Origin of the sequence: Thiothrix sp. UBA5583 (assembly GCA_002425225.1) — a bacterium.
GTDB lineage: Bacteria > Pseudomonadota > Gammaproteobacteria > Thiotrichales > Thiotrichaceae > Thiothrix > Thiothrix moscowensis.
Genome location: DILV01000007.1, coordinates 110,471 through 128,841, shown reverse-complemented (window position 1 = coordinate 128,841; position 18,371 = coordinate 110,471). Strand labels below are relative to the sequence as shown.

At 52.3% G+C, this 18,371-nt stretch carries 18 protein-coding genes; 12 read left to right on the top strand and 6 right to left on the bottom strand.

All coding sequences use genetic code 11. The features are described from left to right. Nucleotides 1-31: 31 nt before the first annotated feature. The gene (locus tag B2U47_RS01825; RefSeq protein ID WP_296683311.1) at nt 32-1,138 is read right to left on the bottom strand and encodes an alpha-hydroxy acid oxidase; all 1,107 of its coding nucleotides are present in this window, start codon (nt 1,136-1,138) and stop codon (nt 32-34) included. A gap of 180 nt (nt 1,139-1,318) precedes the next feature. Between B2U47_RS01825 and B2U47_RS01820 the strand changes: the two genes are divergently transcribed. From B2U47_RS01820 to B2U47_RS01810, 3 genes are all read left to right on the top strand, one after another. Next, nucleotides 1,319-3,568 (top strand): TonB-dependent receptor, encoded by a 2,250-nt coding sequence (locus B2U47_RS01820; protein ID WP_296683315.1) that lies wholly within the window; start codon nt 1,319-1,321, stop codon nt 3,566-3,568. A gap of 88 nt (nt 3,569-3,656) precedes the next feature. Continuing rightward, entirely contained in the window at nt 3,657-4,340 is a 684-nt protein-coding gene (locus B2U47_RS01815; RefSeq protein WP_296683318.1) for a Fe2+-dependent dioxygenase, read from the top strand. Between the two features lie 65 nt (nt 4,341-4,405). Continuing rightward, the gene (locus B2U47_RS01810; RefSeq protein WP_296677289.1) at nt 4,406-5,413 is read left to right on the top strand and encodes a Fe(3+) ABC transporter substrate-binding protein; all 1,008 of its coding nucleotides are present in this window, start codon (nt 4,406-4,408) and stop codon (nt 5,411-5,413) included. 8 nt (nt 5,414-5,421) lie between these two features. On the opposite strand, the gene B2U47_RS01805 is transcribed toward B2U47_RS01810, so the two are convergent. The 5 genes from B2U47_RS01805 to B2U47_RS01785 form a co-directional block, all read right to left on the bottom strand. Further along, entirely contained in the window at nt 5,422-5,985 is a 564-nt protein-coding gene (locus tag B2U47_RS01805) for a TMEM165/GDT1 family protein (protein WP_296677292.1), read from the bottom strand. A gap of 129 nt (nt 5,986-6,114) precedes the next feature. Next, nucleotides 6,115-6,582, bottom strand: a complete 468-nt coding sequence (gene bfr / locus B2U47_RS01800) for a bacterioferritin (RefSeq protein WP_296677295.1) — start codon at nt 6,580-6,582, stop codon at nt 6,115-6,117. A 12-nt stretch (nt 6,583-6,594) separates the two neighbouring features. After that, nucleotides 6,595-7,065, bottom strand: coding sequence for a bacterioferritin (bfr, locus tag B2U47_RS01795; RefSeq protein ID WP_296677296.1), 471 nt, complete (start codon nt 7,063-7,065; stop codon nt 6,595-6,597). An 84-nt stretch (nt 7,066-7,149) separates the two neighbouring features. Further along, nucleotides 7,150-8,295, bottom strand: coding sequence for a cytochrome-c peroxidase (locus B2U47_RS01790; RefSeq protein WP_296677299.1), 1,146 nt, complete (start codon nt 8,293-8,295; stop codon nt 7,150-7,152). Nucleotides 8,296-8,501: 206 nt separating this feature from the next. Then, a complete protein-coding gene (locus B2U47_RS01785; protein WP_296677302.1) occupies nt 8,502-8,837 on the bottom strand; it encodes a hypothetical protein in 336 nt (111 codons plus the stop codon). Nucleotides 8,838-9,104: 267 nt separating this feature from the next. Here B2U47_RS01785 and B2U47_RS01780 point away from each other — a divergent pair, with 267 nt between their 5' ends. The 9 genes from B2U47_RS01780 to B2U47_RS01740 all read left to right on the top strand — a co-directional run bounded on the left by B2U47_RS01780 (nt 9,105) and on the right by B2U47_RS01740 (nt 18,273). Then, complete coding sequence (locus tag B2U47_RS01780) at nt 9,105-9,311, top strand: (2Fe-2S)-binding protein (RefSeq protein ID WP_296677304.1); 207 nt, start codon at nt 9,105-9,107, stop codon at nt 9,309-9,311. A gap of 17 nt (nt 9,312-9,328) precedes the next feature. Further along, the gene (gene hemP, locus B2U47_RS01775; RefSeq protein ID WP_296677306.1) at nt 9,329-9,526 is read left to right on the top strand and encodes a hemin uptake protein HemP; all 198 of its coding nucleotides are present in this window, start codon (nt 9,329-9,331) and stop codon (nt 9,524-9,526) included. A gap of 81 nt (nt 9,527-9,607) precedes the next feature. Next, on the top strand, nt 9,608-10,843 hold the full coding sequence (locus tag B2U47_RS01770; protein ID WP_296677311.1) for an imelysin family protein: 1,236 nt from the start codon (nt 9,608-9,610) through the stop codon (nt 10,841-10,843). A gap of 146 nt (nt 10,844-10,989) precedes the next feature. Beyond that, nucleotides 10,990-12,282, top strand: a complete 1,293-nt coding sequence (locus B2U47_RS01765; RefSeq protein WP_296677315.1) for a di-heme oxidoredictase family protein — start codon at nt 10,990-10,992, stop codon at nt 12,280-12,282. Between the two features lie 8 nt (nt 12,283-12,290). Then, nucleotides 12,291-13,421 carry an imelysin family protein gene (locus B2U47_RS01760; RefSeq protein ID WP_296677318.1) on the top strand — a complete coding sequence of 377 codons (1,131 nt, stop codon included), beginning with the start codon at nt 12,291-12,293 and terminating at the stop codon, nt 13,419-13,421. Nucleotides 13,422-13,424: 3 nt separating this feature from the next. Then, nucleotides 13,425-14,561: a DUF1513 domain-containing protein gene (locus B2U47_RS01755; RefSeq protein ID WP_296677320.1), complete on the top strand. Its 1,137-nt coding sequence runs from the start codon at nt 13,425-13,427 to the stop codon at nt 14,559-14,561. 51 nt (nt 14,562-14,612) lie between these two features. Continuing rightward, entirely contained in the window at nt 14,613-15,539 is a 927-nt protein-coding gene (locus B2U47_RS01750; protein WP_296677322.1) for a hypothetical protein, read from the top strand. A gap of 92 nt (nt 15,540-15,631) precedes the next feature. Beyond that, nucleotides 15,632-16,645 (top strand): Fe(3+) ABC transporter substrate-binding protein, encoded by a 1,014-nt coding sequence (locus B2U47_RS01745; RefSeq protein ID WP_296677324.1) that lies wholly within the window; start codon nt 15,632-15,634, stop codon nt 16,643-16,645. Nucleotides 16,646-16,677: 32 nt separating this feature from the next. Further along, complete coding sequence (locus tag B2U47_RS01740; RefSeq protein ID WP_296677571.1) at nt 16,678-18,273, top strand: ABC transporter permease; 1,596 nt, start codon at nt 16,678-16,680, stop codon at nt 18,271-18,273. The last annotated feature ends 98 nt before the right edge of the window (nt 18,274-18,371 follow it).

Here is an 18,371-nt window from a genome sequence, read left to right as displayed (position 1 = left end):
TTGCAAATGATAATTGCTAGTATTTATACTTTCAAGTATTATTTATGGCTAATATATTTGGTGTTATGTCTGATAGTGTCCGGCATCCGCTCAATGCCATTGCCACTTCCATCTCTTCCCATAGCAAACGCAGCACATGCGCAACACCCAGCGCCCCGGCTGTTGCCATGCCGTAAATCATCGGACGCCCAATCAGAACAGCACTTGCGCCCAAGGCAAGCGCTTTCACAATATCCGTCCCACGTCGTACTCCACCATCCAGCAACACCGGCAATTGCCCTTGTACCGCTGCGACAATGCCGGGCAAAACGTGTAGTGTTGCAGGTACGGTATCCAGGGTACGCCCGCCGTGGTTGGAAACGATCAGGCCATTCACCCCCAGTTGCATAGCCAGTTGTGCATCTGCCGGATGAGTGATGCCTTTGAGCAATAACGGCAAATCGGTCAATTGGCGCAGCCGCTCAATATCACGCCATGTCGGTGCATGTGCCATCAAACCGTCGAACACCACGCTTTGCCCTTGCGCCAGCGTCACGGGTGATTGCTGCATCCCCCGTAAATTCACCGCAGCAATGCCATCAGGCAGATGAAAACCTGCACGTTGTTCACGGTTACGTACACCGGCAAGCGGGGCATCCACCGTCACTACCAACGCCCGATAACCTGCCGCTTCCGCCCTTCGCACCAGACTTGAAGAAAATACCCTATCCTGCTGAAAATAAAGCTGAAACCACAAGGGAGCATAGGCATGGTGCGCAATGTCTTCCAGCGTGTGGCTAGCCAAGGTACTTACGACCATGACTGCATCCATCGCTGCTGCGGCGCGTACTGCTGCCAACTCCCCTTCCGGGTGAAACAGTTGCTGGTACGCCACAGGCGCAAGCAATATTGGGTGTTGCAACGTTTGCCCAAACAGTTCCAGGCGTGTATGCCCGCCGCGTACATCTGCCAGTACCCGGTTCAACAAAGCGCATTGATCAAATGCCAGACGGTTGTTGCGGAAAGTAATCTCATCTGCTGCCCCGCTGTGCAGGTATGCCCAGGCGTTGTCATCCAGCCGTTCACGGGCAAAGGCTTTGTAATCACTGACCGCTGCAATGGTGTTGGGAATCTGACTCAGATACGGTTTGACAGGCATTTGGACTCCAGCTAGTAGATCATTGGGCAACAAGCAAATAAAAATAATTTGCATTTTTACCACAAAGACTATTGACTTGAAAAGAAGAACAATTATCATCTGCAACCCAACAAGCATCGTATAGCCCGATAGCCACGGATGCCCTGAACACATTTTCCTTTCAAGTTTTAGGAGTATCACGTGAGCTATCAGAAGAAGCCCGTATTGATCCGGGGTACGGTAAGCCGTGCTGAACAACCCAACATCGCCCTAGCCTCCGCTGCCTTTGTCGTGATGGCTGCTGTCACCCAACCTGCCTTCGCTGCTGAATCCGCCAAAAAAGCAGAAACAGACAAAACCGATGTTACCCAACTTGAAGGCGTAACCGCTCAAGCAAAAAAAGCTGAGCCGGGTTCCAACCCGAATGCTGACCCGGAAGCACCCTATAAAATTGACAAATCCGCCAATGGCAAATTCACCGAGCCACTGCTGAACGTTTCCAAAACCATCAATGTGGTTGGCAAGGAACAAATGAAAGACGCGGGTGTCAGCGCATTGAAAGATTTGATGCGTACCCAGCCCGGTATCACCTTAGGTACGGGAGAAAACGGCAATCAAGAAGGCGACCGTTTTTATATTCGTGGCTTTGATGCTCGTAGTGATACGTTTGTCGATGGTATGCGTGAGCCGGGCATGACTGCTCGTGAAACTTTTGCGACCGAACAAATCGAAGTCACCAAAGGACCAAGTTCTACCTTTGGTGGACGCGGAACGACGGGCGGTGCGGTCAATATCGTTTCTAAAAAAGCACAAGACACTGACTTTACCCGTGGCACATTGACATTAGGCACTGAAAAACGCACCACCTTGGATGCAAATAAAGTGGTCAATGATAAATTAAAAATTCGTGCCAACGTGATGCTGCAAGATTCAAATGTTGCTGGGCGTGACGAAGTATTCAAAAAAGGTCATGGCGTTGCTTTAGCAGCCGACTATCAAGCTACTGATAAAGTCAATGTTAAAGTTGACCTTTACCATCTGCGAAATGAAGCAATGCCTGATCGCGGTCAACCTTATAACGCTGTCGTCGCAAAACTGTATGGTGATGTCGATCGTAACAACTTTTACGGCTACAAAAACCGTGACTTCTGGAATACGGGTGCGGATAGCCTAACCACGACAGTAGACGCCAAACTATCGGATAACACCAGTGTTACCAATACAACCCGTATTGGCGAAACGGCTAACGACTATATTGTTAGCAATCCTGCTAATGTGAGTGGAACGTTGACAGTTACACCCGGCACAACGGCACGTCGCGTCAAAAATAAACTGGTGGCTAACAACACGATGATTTCGCATGAGTTTCACGCTTCTAATAATGTGGAACACAACATCGTCGCTGGTGTAGAAGTTTCTGAAGAGAAAGTAAAAGTCCAATCTGGAACAGTATCAGGAACAAATACGCCGCTGGATTTATATAACCCCAATAACAGTGCAACAGGCGCAACGGTCACATTTACTGCCGCACCGGGGGCTAATACCGCTAAATCACAATCGCTTTACCTCATGGATACCGCAAAACTGAACGAAAAGTGGGAAGTATTTGGCGGTATTCGTCAGGATCAATTCGATATTGAAAAACGCCAAAACGCTGATGTATACAATCCACTCAACAACCAGGACGTTGAAGTAAAGAAAGACTTTACCAATGGACATTTGGGTCTTGTGTATAAACCAAAAGAAAATGGCAGCATCTACGGCTCAATCAGTACCTCATCCAATATTCCATCCGAAGCACTGGATGCAACCAATCCTAACTACGGTGGGATTAATGTCGTCACCAAAGACACTGCACCAGAAAAGAACAAAAGTTTCGAGCTTGGTACTAAATGGAACTTAGCCAACGATGATCTTGCGCTCAGTGCCGCTATCTTCCGCACGGAGAAAAAGAACAAGATTGAAGTGGTCAGCAATACGCCAATGCAAACAGGTGAGGTACGAGTAGATGGGGTTGAACTTGGAGTATCTGGCAACGTGACACCAAAACTGAGTTTGTCCGGTGGCATCGTGTATATGGATACTGAAATTACCAACTCAGCAACCGCTTCTAATATTGGGAAAAAGCTAGGGTCAATTGCTGAAAAAAGTGCGAGCATCCAAGCCAAATACCAAGCCACACCAAAACTGGCACTCGGCGGCACTGTCGTTCATACCGGGAAATTTAAAGGCTCTGATGGCAGTAACTTTGCCGCTAACGATGCCCGCGTTATTCCTGTATCCAACCGTTTAGATGTTATGGCAGAATACAAAATCAACAAAAAACTGAGTACGCAATTAAATGTGAAAAACGCAACCGATAAAACCATCATTGATGCTTCTTATCCTAGCGGTTTTACCTACATTGCACCCGGTCGCACGACCAACGTCAGTCTCACCTATGACTTTTAATCTGACAGTTTAAGTCCTGGTTCCCGCCCCGTGGTCATGAGTCGCGGGGTTGGGTTTAGGGGGTAATATTTTTTTAGGAGCATAGGCAATGCTGATTTGTATACCCAATGTTCTCACCAAAGAACAAGTCGCTTTTTGCCGAAATAAACTGAATCAAGCAGAGTGGATAGATGGCAAAGCCACCACAGGCACACAACCTGCTACCGTCAAAAGCAATGTGCAAATTCCTCAAAGCTCACCTGTTGCACATGAGCTGGGGAATGTGATCCTTGACGCACTGGCGAACAAGCCGCAATTCATTTCTGCCGCTCTGCCTCTCAAGATTTTTCCACCGTTATTTAACCGTTATGAAAATGGTGGGCACTTTGGTATCCATACCGATGGTTCGGTCATGACTGTACCCGGAACCAGCGTTAGGGTACGCACTGACGTTTCCGCCACCCTATTTTTAGCCGAACCCGAAGCATACGAAGGCGGCGAACTGGTGATCGAAGACAACTTCGGTGCACAGGAGGTCAAACTCGCGGCAGGTGACATGGTGCTTTACCCTGCCACCAGCCTGCATCAAGTCCGCCCGGTGACAAGCGGCGCACGGCTTGCATCCTTCTTCTGGATGCAAAGCATGGTGCGTGATGACGGGCAACGTACCCTGCTCTACGACCTTGACCAGAGCATACAGGAATTGTCACTGGAACTCGGTGCAGGGCATCCGCAAACCGTCAAACTCGCCGGGATTTACCACAATCTGGTTCGCCGTTGGGCGGATACTTAGTTTTACCCCCTCACCCCCAACCCCTCTCCCTCAAGGGGAGAGGGGAGTAAGAAGGAGTGTATTTTATGTTGAAAAAGATGATCGCCAGCCTGCTGTTGCTATGTAGCACCCAAGTTTTGGCTAATGAAGTGAATGTGTATTCCGCCCGTGAAGAGCAGTTGATCAAACCACTGTTGGATGCGTTCAGCAAAGACACTGGCGTTAAAGTCAACCTGATTACCGGCGATGATGACCCACTACTGGAACGCCTCAAACGCGAAGGCGCAAACTCCCCCGCTGACGTGTTGATTACCGCCGATGCTGGGCGTCTGCACCGTGCTGTAGAGGCGGGCACATTGCAGCCAACCCAGTCCGCTAAATTGAACCAAGCGATTCCAGCCAATTTGCGTGACCCCGGCAATCAATGGTTCGGGCTAACCTACCGTGCGCGGGTAATTTTCTACAACCCGGAAAAAGTGCAAGCCAACGAACTTTCCACCTACGAAGACCTGGCTGACCCAAAATGGAATGGGCGTGTTTGTGTGCGTTCCTCCAGTAGTATTTATAACCAATCGCTGCTGGCTTCCCTGATTGCTGCCAAAGGCGCGGCGCAAGCCGAACAGTGGGCGCAAGGCTTGGTGGCAAATCTGGCAAAGCCACCCAGCGGTGGCGACCGTGACCAGATCAAAGCAGTAGCAGCGGGACAATGTGACGTGGCGATTGCCAACACCTATTACTATGCACAAATGCTTTACGGTGGCGATACTGCGCAAAAAGCCGCTGCCAGCAAGGTAAAAGTATTCTTCCCCAATCAAGCGGATCGGGGCACGCATATTAATGTGAGTGGCGCAGGTATGACAGCATCCGCCAAAAACAAGGAGAACGCCGTAAAATTGCTGGAATACATGGTACTGGATGACGCGCAACGCTGGTATTCCAACACCAACGGTGAATATCCTGCCAAGCGTGGCATTGCAGCCAGCCCGGAACTGCAAAGCTGGGGCAACTTCAAAAGCGATGCGCTGAACCTGTCAGCACTGGGCAAGCACAATGCCCAAGCCGTCATGATCATGGACAAGGTGGGTTGGCAATAAGCCAACTTTCATCCCCCCAGCAACGCCAACACACCCAACACCGCAAAAATTGCCGCTGCAATGCCATGTACCAGCTTCAGCGGCAGCTTGTGCGCCATCTTGTCGCCCAGCAGCACCGCCGGGACATTGGCAATCATCATCCCCAACGTCGTACCTGCCACTACCCAGAACAGGGATGCGTACTGTGCCGCCAATGCCACGGTAGCAATTTGCGTCTTGTCGCCCATTTCCGCGAGGAAAAACGCCACCACCGTTGCACCGAACACACCGTAATGCGTCGCATCCACTTTGACATCATCGTCATCCAGCTTGTCGGGGATCATGATCCACACCGCCATCGCCAGAAACGACAAACCCAGAATCCAGCGTAAAACATTTTCACCCAGCAAGGTTGTGACCCACGCGCCGATTGCACCCGCGCCCGCATGGTTGAGCAAGGTGGCAACCAGAATGCCGAGGATAATGGGAACGGGTTTACGGAATTTGGCGGCTAGCACCAGCGAGAGCAGTTGGGTTTTATCGCCGATTTCAGCGAGGGCAACGATGCCGGTTGAAACAAGAAAGGCTTCCACAGTGAATATCCCGCAAAAGGGGCTGATTCAAACAAAGACGCGAAGCCATGTCTAGTGAAGAATCCCTGTCTGGGTAATGCGCTGCATCGTGACGACCGCGTGTGCCTGAACAGAGGATTGGGGGAAGGGTTACATCTGTGACTGCAAATAGTTCTGCAAGCCGATCTTGTCAATCAAACCAAGCTGCTTTTCCAGGTAGTAGGCGTGATCCTGTTCGGTATCATCCAGTTGCGCCCGCAGCATTTCACGGGTGACGTAATCCTGCTCTTCCTCACAGATTTTCATCGCGGCTTTCAGCGCACCCACCACATGGTATTCCAGTGCCAGATCGTTTTTGAACATGCTGGGTACATCGGAACCCACATTCAGGTTGTCCTGATTGTTGAGGTCAGGCACACCTTCGAGGAACAGGATACGGCGGATGATGGCGTCAGCATGGCTGCTTTCTTCCTGCCGTTCATGTTCGTAATGTGCGTACAGCTTGCTCAAACCCCAGTCGTCACACATGCGTGAGTGGATGAAATACTGGTCACGCGCCGCCAGTTCACCTGCCAGCAGGGTTTTCAGTACGTCGATTACACGGTCTTTTCCTTTCATATTATTTGCTCCTTAATCGTTCATCATGGATTGCAGGTAATTTTGCAGACCGGCGTTATCCATCGCCCACTGCTGGGATTCGAGCCAGTCGATCTGCTCTTCTTCCTCTTCAAGAATTTCCTGCAACATATCGCGGGAAACGTAGTCCTGCGCCTGTTCGCATTCACCGATGACCTTGCGCAATTCCGCCACCACTTCACCGGCAAGGCGCAGGTCGTTGGCGATGATTTCTGGCACGTCTTCACCGAGGTAAAGTTTGCCAAGGTCTTGCAGATTGGGCAGGGCTTCAAGGAACAGGATGCGTTCGATCAGCTCCTCGGCCTGTTTCATGGCCTTGATCGAACGCTTGTATTCCTTGCTGTTGAGCTTTTCCAGCCCCCAGTTTTTGCACATGCGGGCGTGCAGGAAATACTGGTTGATCGCGGTCAACTGGCTGCGTAGCGCTAGATTGAGCGAACGGTTGATGTCGGGGTTTCCTTTCATAGGCGTCTCCTTTATTGGATGTATCAGGAAACATCATCTTACGCCCATCGCCCGGTGAGTTCACTCCAACATATTACGCTTGTGTCAATCCTGTTCCAGCAGATGCTCATAACGCTGGTCAGTCAGGGTTTGCATAAAAGCCACTAGTGCATCCACTTCACTATCCTTCAATGCCGGGGCTTGGAAATCCTTTTCCTTTAACGCCAGATTTTCATCCACCTCCGGCGCATCCCACGGCTTGCCGGTTTCCGGGTTGAGCTTGCGTTCGCTGTTGTTGAACTGGTCGTAAAACAGCACCACCGTTTTCAGGTCATTGAATACCCCGTTGTGCATGTAAGGGCCGGTAATCGCCACATTACGCAGGGTGGGAACCTTGAACTTGCCTGTTTCCTTGTCATCCTTGACATCCGGGTGTTCCCGCAGTCCCTTGTCCACAAAATCCTTGCCCTTGCCATTAGCCTCACGCACCGCCTGATGGGTTGGCACACCAAGGTTGTGGTACTCGTAATTGCTGAAGGTTTCACCCTCACTGCCGGGGAATGCTTTCAACTGGTGGCAACGATTACAGTTGGTGAACTGGTTGGAAAAGAACAGTGATTCCCCCAAGGATTCCTGATCGGTCAAGTCCACCTCACCACGCAGGTAACGGTCATACTTTGAATCGAACGGGGCAAAACGGTCGGTTTTTTCAAACGCGGCAAGGCTTTCCGCCATCGCGGCATAGGCGACTTCCGGCTGCTCAAACACGGTGTCGCCGAACAACTGTTTGAAAGCGCTGACGTAAGCCGCATTTTCCTTGAGCCGTTCCACCACGGCTGGTTTGTCGGGCATCCCCATTTCAAGCGGGTTGGTGGGTGGGCCACCTGCCTGCCCTGCCAAGTCCTTTTCCCGCCCATCGAGGAATTGTCCGCCCACATACTTGCCCTGTTTGTTCTGGTGGAAATCCGGGCTGAGACTGGCATAAGCCGCCGTTGGCGCATTGCGGTCGCCCAGTGATTTGCCATCATCCCCCAGTGACACCGCCTTGCCGACACTAGTGGAACGGTTATCAACGAAACCGTGTTCCGGGTTATGGCAGGTAGCGCAGGACTGGGTACGGTTTTTCGACAGGTTGACATCAAAAAACAGTTTTTCGCCCAGTTCGGCCTTGGTGGCGACGGGTTTGTCCTCAGCCAGCAAGGGATTGGCAGCGAGGGGCAATAACAGCAGGCAGGGAATGACGGCACGCATGGGTTGAGCTATCCGCAACAGTTCAGGAGTTTCGCAATATAAATGAGAACAACTTGCATTACAATTGATGCAGGTCAACAGACTGACAAGAAATAAAGGGGCTTGCGCCCCCAACGATGTTTCAAAATTCCTAGAGGAACCAGGATTCCTGTCAGGTCAGAGTTATTTTTATCAAGGCTAACCTGACAGGTTGTACACACTTTAACTCAGGCGTAACCCTGCTCATACGCTAGCATGGCAGACTGCTTCGCCCTGAAAGGAATGATCTCCGCACTAGCAGGTGGTGGGAAAAAGCTGCGGTAAATGCTCTCCAATTGTTGCCTTACCTGCTGGGAACATTGTGCCAGCAACAAACACTTGACCAGTTCCTGCTGTACCCGCTGGCTGGGGTTACACAATTCATTCACGCAGAAATCGCCTTGTTCCAGGCATTCCCGCACTTCATCCTTGTCAAACCGCGCCACTACTTCACCCGTGTGGCGGTTATGCAGGCTGATGAAGGGGTCAACCCGATCCAGCCAAGCATTGATGTAAAACGTCATCACGCACCTCCGCGTCTGTATTTGCGAAAAGTGAGTCTGGCTAGCGTGGAGTTACGGTACACATGGCTTGACTACTTTGGTTGCCGTTTTGAGGAGAGGCAAAACCTGTTCGATGGACTAAATGATAATGATCCCTGTTTTTGATTCAAGAATTTTTTTGAGAATTTTTCTCATTTTCACAAATGCACTGAGAACCACTTGCATTTGTAAATAGGGATGGTTATCATCCGCCTTGTTTTAAGAATGATTACTGTTTAGGGGAAGTGTATGTACGTTTGCATTTGCCATTCCGTGACCGACAAAGCCATCAAGAAAGCGGTCAAACAAGGCCACGACACACTGGAGGCCATCCAGCAAGAGCTGAAAGTCGGCACGTGTTGCGGACGCTGCAAACACCATGCCCGCGAAGTAATCGACGAAACCCTCAACCCTGAAACCTTTGACTTCAACCTGATGCAAGGTGCATTCGCATGATGACTGGAGCCTTGAGAATGTCGGATGTAGAACCCAAACGGATCAATCTGGAAGAATTGATGCGTGGTTGCAAAAAGATCATCCTTCAGCACGGCAAGCGTCCTTATTGTCTGACCATTACCCGCCGGGGCAATCTGATCCTGACCTCCGCTGATGATGACGCAGACAAACAGCCAACGCTTGACGACCTGTCTGAATCCCCGCGCAACCAATAACCCTTCAATGCATTCGGTCAAGCCAGCCAGCCTCCTCTGCCCCAGCCAGACCTTTATTTTACCAGCCCGGAAAACCAACTTATGCAACGTATTCGCCAGCTTGTATCTGCTGCCCTGTTCGGAAGCCTGTTAGCCACCACTGCGCCCCTTGTGCAAGCCGATACCATCAGCACCAAAGCGGTCATGGAAACTTACGTCAATATTGCCCATGCCAGCTTTGACGATGCCCTAGCAACCGCCAAAATCTTGCAGGACAAAATCAATGCATTTATCGCCAACCCCAGTGCTGAAACCCACCAAGCAGCCAAAGACGCCTGGCTGGCAGCACGGATACCTTACGGGCAAACCGAAGCCTTCCGCTTCAGCAACAAAAACGTGGATGAGTGGGAAGGTCAGGTCAACGCCTGGCCACTGGACGAAGGCTTGATTGATTACGTCAAGCAGGACAGTTACGACCACGAGGAAGGCAACCCGTTTGCCAGCGCCAACATCATCGCTGGCAAAGACCCGATCAATGTTGAACTGCTGAAATCCCTGAATGAAAAAGGCGGTTCCGAAGCTAATGTCGGCACTGGCTACCACGCCATCGAATTCCTGCTGTGGGGTCAGGATTTCAACGAAAACCCACAGGATGCTGGCAAGCGCCCCCACACCGACTACGCCAAGGCTGATGCCTGCACCAACGGCAACTGCGAACGCCGCGCGGAATACCTGAAAGCCGCCACCGACCTGCTGGTTGCCGACCTGCAAACCATGGCGGATGACTGGGCATCCGGCAAAGAAAACTACCGCAAAGCCTTCCTCGCCATCGACGAACAGGAAGCCGTGCGCCGCATGTTGTTTGGCATGGGCAGCCTCAGCCTCGGCGAACTGGCTGGTGAGCGCATGAACGTAGCGTTGCTGGCACGTTCACAGGAAGACGAACATTCCTGTTTCAGCGACAACACCCACCACGACATCGCCGAAAATGCCCGCAGCATCCAAAATATTTTCAACGGCACTTACACCCGCACCAACGGCACAACAGTAACCGGCACAAGCCTTGCCCAACTGCTTGCCGCCAAGGATGCCAAAGTCAGCGAAACCCTGGTGGGGAAACTTGCCGACACCCAACAAAAGGTCGAAGCGATTGTAACCGCCGCGAAAAACGGCGAACATTTCGACCAGCAAATTACTGCCGACAACAAGGATGGCAACAAACGCATCAAGACAGCGATTGCGGCACTGCGCAGCCAGACCGGTGACATTGAAGCGGCTGCCAAAGTGCTGGGCATTGACAACCTCAACCCGGAGAGCAGCGACTCATTTGGTGGATGAAAAGAACCCCTCACCCCAACCCCGCACCCAGCCCCCTGAGGGGTCGTCCCTCAAGGGGAGAGGGGCTAAGAGGTCATCATTCTTGTTCCCCCTCGCCCCTTGAGGGAGAGGGGGTTAGGGGGTGAGGGGTTTCTTCAAGGATAACTATGAGATCAACAATAGCCATTGCCCTGAGCAGCCTGTTCATGCTGCCAGGGCTAGCCAATAGCGGTGACAAACCTCAGCAGCACGAAGATTTCGCCGTTGGCGGCGCATTCTTCCAGCAACCGTGGGTGATTGCGCCTGCCTCAACCAGCGCACGGGATGGTTTGGGGCCACTGTTCAAAGCCAATAGCTGCCTTGCCTGTCACATCGGGCACGGGCGCGGGCATCCACCCCTGACAGATACCGAGCCTTTTATCTCAACCATCGTGAAACTGGGTATTCCACCACAAAGCGCCGAACAACAGACACAAGCTAAAACACTGGGTATTGCACCTGACCCGGTATATGGCGACCATTTGCAGCCCTTCGGGATTAAAGGTTTGCCGGGGGAAGGTACACCACGCTTCACCCATACCGAAGTGCACGGGCAATTTCGGGATGGTGAAAGCTATACCCTGCTGAAGCCACAATTGCACATTGAACAGCCCAACTACGGTGCATTTGCCGCTGATACCCGTTTTTCTGCCCGCGTTGCCCCGCCACTGGCGGGGATGGGCTTGCTGGAAAGTATCCCGGCAGCAGAGATCCTTGCCAATGCCGACCCTGACGACCGCAACGCTGACGGCATTTCCGGCAAACCCAACCACATTTGGGATATAGCCGCGCAGAAAACCGTGTTGGGGCGGTTTAGCTGGAAAGCCAATCAGCCAAGCATCCAGCAGCAAAGTGCCGATGCCTTCCGTAATGACATTGGTATTACCTCTAGCCTGTTCCCTGTGCAGCCCTGCACTATTGCGCAACGTGATTGCCTGAAACTGCCGGAAGGCGGTAAACCCGAAATCCCTGACGACCTGCTGGCAACCGTGGTGTACCACGTGACCCACCAGCCTGTGCCACCACGCCGCGAAGTGAATGACCCGCAAGTGTTGCAAGGGCAGAAACTGTTTCAGCAAGCCGGTTGTGCCGCTTGCCATATCCCCGACTTCCCGGCGTTAGCAAACCAGCCGCACCAGCCTTATTCCGACCTGTTGCTGCATGACATGGGCGAAGGTTTGGCAGACAACCGCCCGGAATTTGCCGCCAGTGGCAGTGAATGGCGCACACCGCCACTGTGGGGGATTGGCTTGACCGCAACAATCAGCGGACACACCCGTTTCCTGCATGACGGACGCGCCCGCAATCTGCTGGAAGCCATTCTCTGGCACGGTGGCGAAGCCGAAAGCACGAAACAGAACGTACTATCCATGAGCAAACCCGAACGGGAAGCGCTGCTGCGTTTCCTGAATTCCCTGTGAGAATGACGATGTTGAAAAAACTTTTATTCTGCTTGCTATTCCTGCCCACTCTTGTTGCAGCAGAAACCACCCCCAACCCGGCAGTACCCCTAACAGATACCGAGGTATTACTAGGCAGACTGGTGAATAACGCCATCATCCCGCTGTACCGCGAACTGCAAGTCACTGCCAACACCCTAGAGCAACGCAGCAAAGCCTTTTGTAGCGAGCCAAACGCGGAAAAATTCAAGGTGTTGCGTGAAGGCTGGGGTGAAACTCTGCTGGCCTGGCATCGCACAGATGCCCTGCTGTTTGGCCCGGCAGTCGAAGAGCAAGTGGATTTCCGCATCAACTTCAATCCACCTAAAAAGTTGATCATCAGCCGTCTGCTGACCGATGACTTGCCCATGACGCCGGAACTGGTCGATAAATCCGGGGTTGGCGGGCAAGGTTTGGGCACGCTGGAGTTTCTGTTGTTTGACCGTGACAAAACCGAAACCGAGCAACTCTCCGCCTTTCAAGGTGAGGCAGGCAAACGCCGGTGCGCCTATGTGCAAGCTGCCAGCCAACTGCTGCACCAGGACATCAGCACCATTGCCGATGGCTGGCTGAAAGACAGCAAGGGTTACGCTACCGCCTTCCGCACACCTGGCAATGCCACCTTCGCCAATGCGCAACAAGTGATTGACCTGCTGGTGGGTAAGTTATACCAGTCTGCCGAGAAAACCACCAAAAACCGTATCGGCAACCCGCTGGGCAAGGGTGTCGACCTCAATACCGGTGGCAAACAGGAAGTCATCAACACTTCCAACGCCTACCAACTGGAAGCCTGGCGCAGCGGCTATTCCATCCAGGTGATACGCGCCAATGTGGAAGGTATGCAACGCATCCTGCGTGATGGCGGCTTGCTACAGTGGCTACGCGAACATAACCGTAGCGGGGCGGAAAAATTTGTCGCCGACGCGATGGAACAACGTCTGGACAACTATCTCAAGCTGCCACAACCCCAGACAGACCCGTTCACGCTGGTCAGCACCGGGCAAAGCAAAGAACTGGAAGGCTACTATTTTCTGGGCAACGACATACTCAACGGGGTCAAGTTGCAACTGGCAAAAATCCTCGGGGTAAACCTCGGCTTCAACGACAATGACGGGGATTAAAGCATGAACCGCCGCACTTTCCTGTGGCTGACCACTGCCGGAGTCTTAGGCACAGCCATTGCCGTCAATGAACTAATGAAACGTGCTACTGCCGCCCCTCCTGCCCCCAAACGGCTGTATTCCGCCAACGATAACCCGGCAGGTGGGCATTTTCTCAGCCGTGTGGAACTTGCAAGCGGACAGGTGCAGACGGTTGCTGTGCCGGTGCGGGGTCATGCGGTACTACCATTGACGAACAACAGTGCCTTGCTATTTGGGAGACGACCTGCTTTTGAATGCGCCGTGGTAGAATTCGTCCTCTCTTCCCCTGAGGGAGAAGGCACGGGGGTGAGGACTATCTCCGCGACAGCGGGGCGGCATTTCAACGGTCACGGCTGCTTCTCAACCAATTGTGATGTACTCTTCACCACTGAAAATGCCTACGACGAAAAGCGCGGGGTACTCGGTATCCGCGACAGCCACACCTTCCAACCTATCGGTGAATACGACACTTACGGGCTTGATCCTCACGATCTACAGTTGATGCCCGACGGTAAAACCCTGGTGGTTGCGAATGGCGGTATCGAGCAACACCCCGATTTCGGGCGGCGCAAACTCAACCTCGATACCATGCAACCCTCACTGGTCTACATTGATGTGCAAACCGGCAAGAAAATCGACGAATACCGCTTGCCCGACCACCACCTGAGTATCCGCCACCTGATTGCTACTGCTGATGGCTGTGTTGGGGTGGCGTTGCAATACGAAGGCGACTTGTACCGTAAGCAACCGGCCTCGCTGGTAGCTTGGCAGGAACAGGGCGGCGATTTGCAACTGCTTGACATCAGTACAACGGATGTTGCCCGCTTCAACGGCTATATGGCAGATTTGGCGTATGACCCGCAACAACAAATACTTGCGGTATCGTCACCGCGCGGCAACCACACCAGTTTCTGGAGTACCCGCGAACGCCGCTTTCTGCACGCCCACCCACTACCAGAGCCGAGTGGCATTGCCTTTCTGCCCAATCATCGCCAGTTTTTGGTATCAGATGCGACCGGTGGTATTCATACCTTTCCCTCACAAACACTGGCTAGTTCTGCCAGCCTGTTACACCAGTTCCAGGACAAGCTTTGGGACAATCATCTGGTACTGGCATAAAAAAGCATCAACCGATCTAACCTTTTAACCGACAATTTATAGAGCATGATGATGAAAAAACAACTACTTACAACCCTGATAGCAACAGCCCTGACTACTCCTGCACTCGCCGTCGAGGTCAGCGACCAACTGGAAGTATTCGGCACAATCGAGCTGGAATACGGCGCAAACCGGGGCGACTCGGGCAATGATTATGGCACTGCCCTAGCAACAGGCGCATTGGGTGCAGTGATAAAGCCAAATGACAAATTCGACATCACAACCTCATGGCTATACGAAGAAGGTTTGCACGAAGTAGAAACACCGCTGGAAATCGACGAAGCCTTCGTTACATGGCACGCCCTGCCCGATGAAAAACTGGACATAACGACCGGTAAAAAATACTTGCCGTTTGGCAAGTTTGAAAGCGCTATGGTTTCTGACCCATTGACCCTGGATTTAAGCGAAACCCGTCTCGACAAAGTATTGGAAGCCTCCGGCAAAAACGGCAACATCCATGCCAGCATTTATGGGTTTGAAGGCGAAGCAGAAAATGGCTACGGCGCACGGGTTGGCTACAGCACAGAAAAGGCTAGTGTTGGCGTTGACTATCTTTCCAGCCTAATGGATTCTGAGGTTCCTGCCATTGGCCTCAACGGCTCTGTCAAGCTTGGGCGCGTTACCCTGCTGGGCGAACATGTCACTGCCAGCAAATCATTTAAGGCAGGTGACTTGGATGGCAGCATCACTACTGATGCCAAGCCCTCTGCCACTCATTTGGAAGCTAATTTTGATCTGAACAATGACCGCACGGTCGCGCTTGCATGGAACCAGACCAAGGAAGCCGAAGACATCGGTTTGCCCAAAGAATACTACGGTGCTGCTTACCGGCAGCCTATCTACAAGGACATTTCCGGGGCAGTCGAACTAATCCGTTCCAAAAGCTATCAGGGTGAACAAGACAGAACCCTCACCGCACAACTGTCTTACGCATTTTAACCCTTGGTAATGAGAAATACTTGCATTCAAGATGATTTTGTAGATAATGCAAATCCATCTTGTTTGCATTCTTAGACCATAGGAACTCTCAAATGCTGAAAAAAATCACACTAGCTATTTTGGTTGCCAGCCTTGCTGCCCCTGCCTTTGCCGATGGCGAAGTTAATGTCTACTCTTCCCGCAAGGAGCAACTGATCAAGCCACTGTTTGACAAATTCACCGAATCCACCGGCATCAAGGTCAACCTTGTCACCGGCAAAGACGATGCTCTGCTGGAACGCCTCAAACTCGAAGGTGAAAATACCCCTGCTGACCTGCTGATGACTGCTGATGCGGGTCGTTTACACCGTGCGGTGGAAATGGGTCTAACCCAGCCAGTGGAATCCGAAACCCTGAAAAAAGACATTCCCGCAACGCTGCGTGATCCTGCCAACCAATGGTTTGGCTTGACCTCCCGCGCCCGCCCGATTTTCTACGTCAAAGACAAGGTAAAACCGGAAGAACTTTCCACTTACGAAGCCCTGACTGACGAAAAATGGAAGGGTCGTATCTGTGTACGCTCATCCGACAATATTTATAACCAGTCCATGCTAGGTTCGATGATTGCGGTCAACGGGGTGGAAAAAACCCAGGCGTGGGCAGAGGGTTTCGTCAGAAACTTTGCCCGCCCACCCGAAGGTGGCGACCGTGACCAGATCAAGGCAGCAGCGGCTGGACAATGCGACATTGCCTTGTCCAACACCTATTACTACGGGCAGATGCTGACAGGTGAAGAAGCAGAAGACAAAGCTGCTGCGGAAAAAGTTGCGATTTTCTGGCCTAACCAGCAAGACCGTGGCGTCCATGTCAATATCAGCGGCGCGGCTGTCACCAAGGTTGCCAAAAACAAGGATAACGCCGTCAAACTGATGGAATTCCTCGTCAGCGACGAGTCGCAGAAATGGTACGCCGAAGCCAATCAGGAATACCCGGTGAAAGCCGGTGTTGCCGCCAGCGAGATGCTCAAGAGCTGGGGGGAATTCAAAGCGGATAGCGTAAACCTCAGCGAACTCGGCAAAAACAACGCCGAAGCAGTCAAGATCATGGATAAAGCCGGTTGGAAATAAAACCGTTGTTGTGGCGCGCCGTGCTGTTGGGCATGGCGCTGCTTACTGCCCTGCCTATCCTTGCCGTGTTTGGCTATGTGTTTGTGCCTGCACCTGAAGTTTGGCAGCACTTGCGCGATACCGTATTGACCGATTACCTGCTGAATACGCTGTGGCTGGTCTTAGGTGTCGGCTTTGGCGTATTGCTGCTGGGTCTTCCCGCTGCATGGCTGAACAGCATGTGCAGCTTCCCAGGGCAGCGTCTGTTTGAATGGGCATTGCTGCTGCCGCTGGCGATGCCTGCTTACATCATCGCGTACACCTACACCGGGATGCTGGATTTTTCCGGCCCGCTACAAAGCCTGTTGCGTGAGGTAACGGGCTGGAAATATGGCGATTATTACTTCCCGAATGTGCGTTCACTCGGTGGGGCAGTCACCATGCTGTCGCTGGTGCTGTTTCCCTATGTATATTTGCTGGCACGCGCCGCGTTTCTGGAACAGTCGATTTGTGTGCTGGAAGTCAGCCGTACATTGGGGGCAAACCAGTGGCAAAGTTTCTTCCGGGTTGCCTTGCCGTTGGCACGCCCGGCGATTATTACCGGCTTGTCGCTGGCATTGATGGAAACACTGGCGGACTTTGGCACGGTGCAATATTTCGGAGTTTCCACCTTTACCACCGGCATTTTCCGCACCTGGTTCGGGCTGGGTGATCATGCGGCGGCTTCGCAACTCGCAGCATTGCTGATGGGCTTTGTGTTCGTGCTGATCCTGTTGGAACGCTGGTCACGCAGCCGGGCGCGGTATCACCATACATCCAGCAAGTACTCGCGCATCCCCAAATACCGTCTGACGGGGAGCATGGCATGGCTAGCGGTGTTGGTTTGCGCCCTGCCTTTGCTGCTGGGTTTTGTCATTCCAGTTGGGCAATTACTGTATTGGAGCGTGACAGTTGCCAAAGATGGGGTGGATGGCGATTTCATTAATCTGGTGTGGCACAGCCTGATGCTAGCAAGCCTTGCTTCCTTGTTTGCACTACTGTTGGCATTGATTCTGGGTTATGGCAAACGCCTGAACAATGACCCGTTGACCAGCCTGAGTGTGCGGGTGGCGGCAATGGGTTATGCCGTACCGGGAACCGTGATTGCGATTGGGGTGCTGATCCCGTTTGCCTGGCTAGATACCCAACTGAACCACCTCAGCAAGCAATGGCTAGGAAGCAGTGTCGGGCTGCTGCTAAGCGGTACACTGTTTACCCTGCTGTTTGCTTACAATGTGCGTTTTCTGGCGGTGTCGCTGCAAACGGTGGAAGCCGGTTTGGGCAAGATCAAACCGACTGTGGATAATGCCGGACGTTCGCTAGGCTTGAGTGCCTTTGGGGTGTTGCACAAACTGCATTTACCGCTGATGAAAGGCACATTGCTGACTGCCCTGCTGCTGGTGTTCGTGGATGTACTGAAAGAATTGCCTGCCACCCTGATCTTGCGCCCGTTCAATTTTAATACGCTAGCTGTGCGGGCATATGAACTGGCGTCGGACGAACGTCTGGCGGATGCTGGTTTGCCGTCGCTGATGATCGTGGCAGCGGGGATTATTCCGGTGATTATTTTAAGCCGCTCCATCGGTAAATCACGAGCAGGCGAAAAATGAAGAGCTACCTACGCTGCGCTTGCCAACGATACATCTCTATAAAATTGTCGACAATCACCCCATAAAGTGGTTATTGTCACATACCTATCATTTACCCC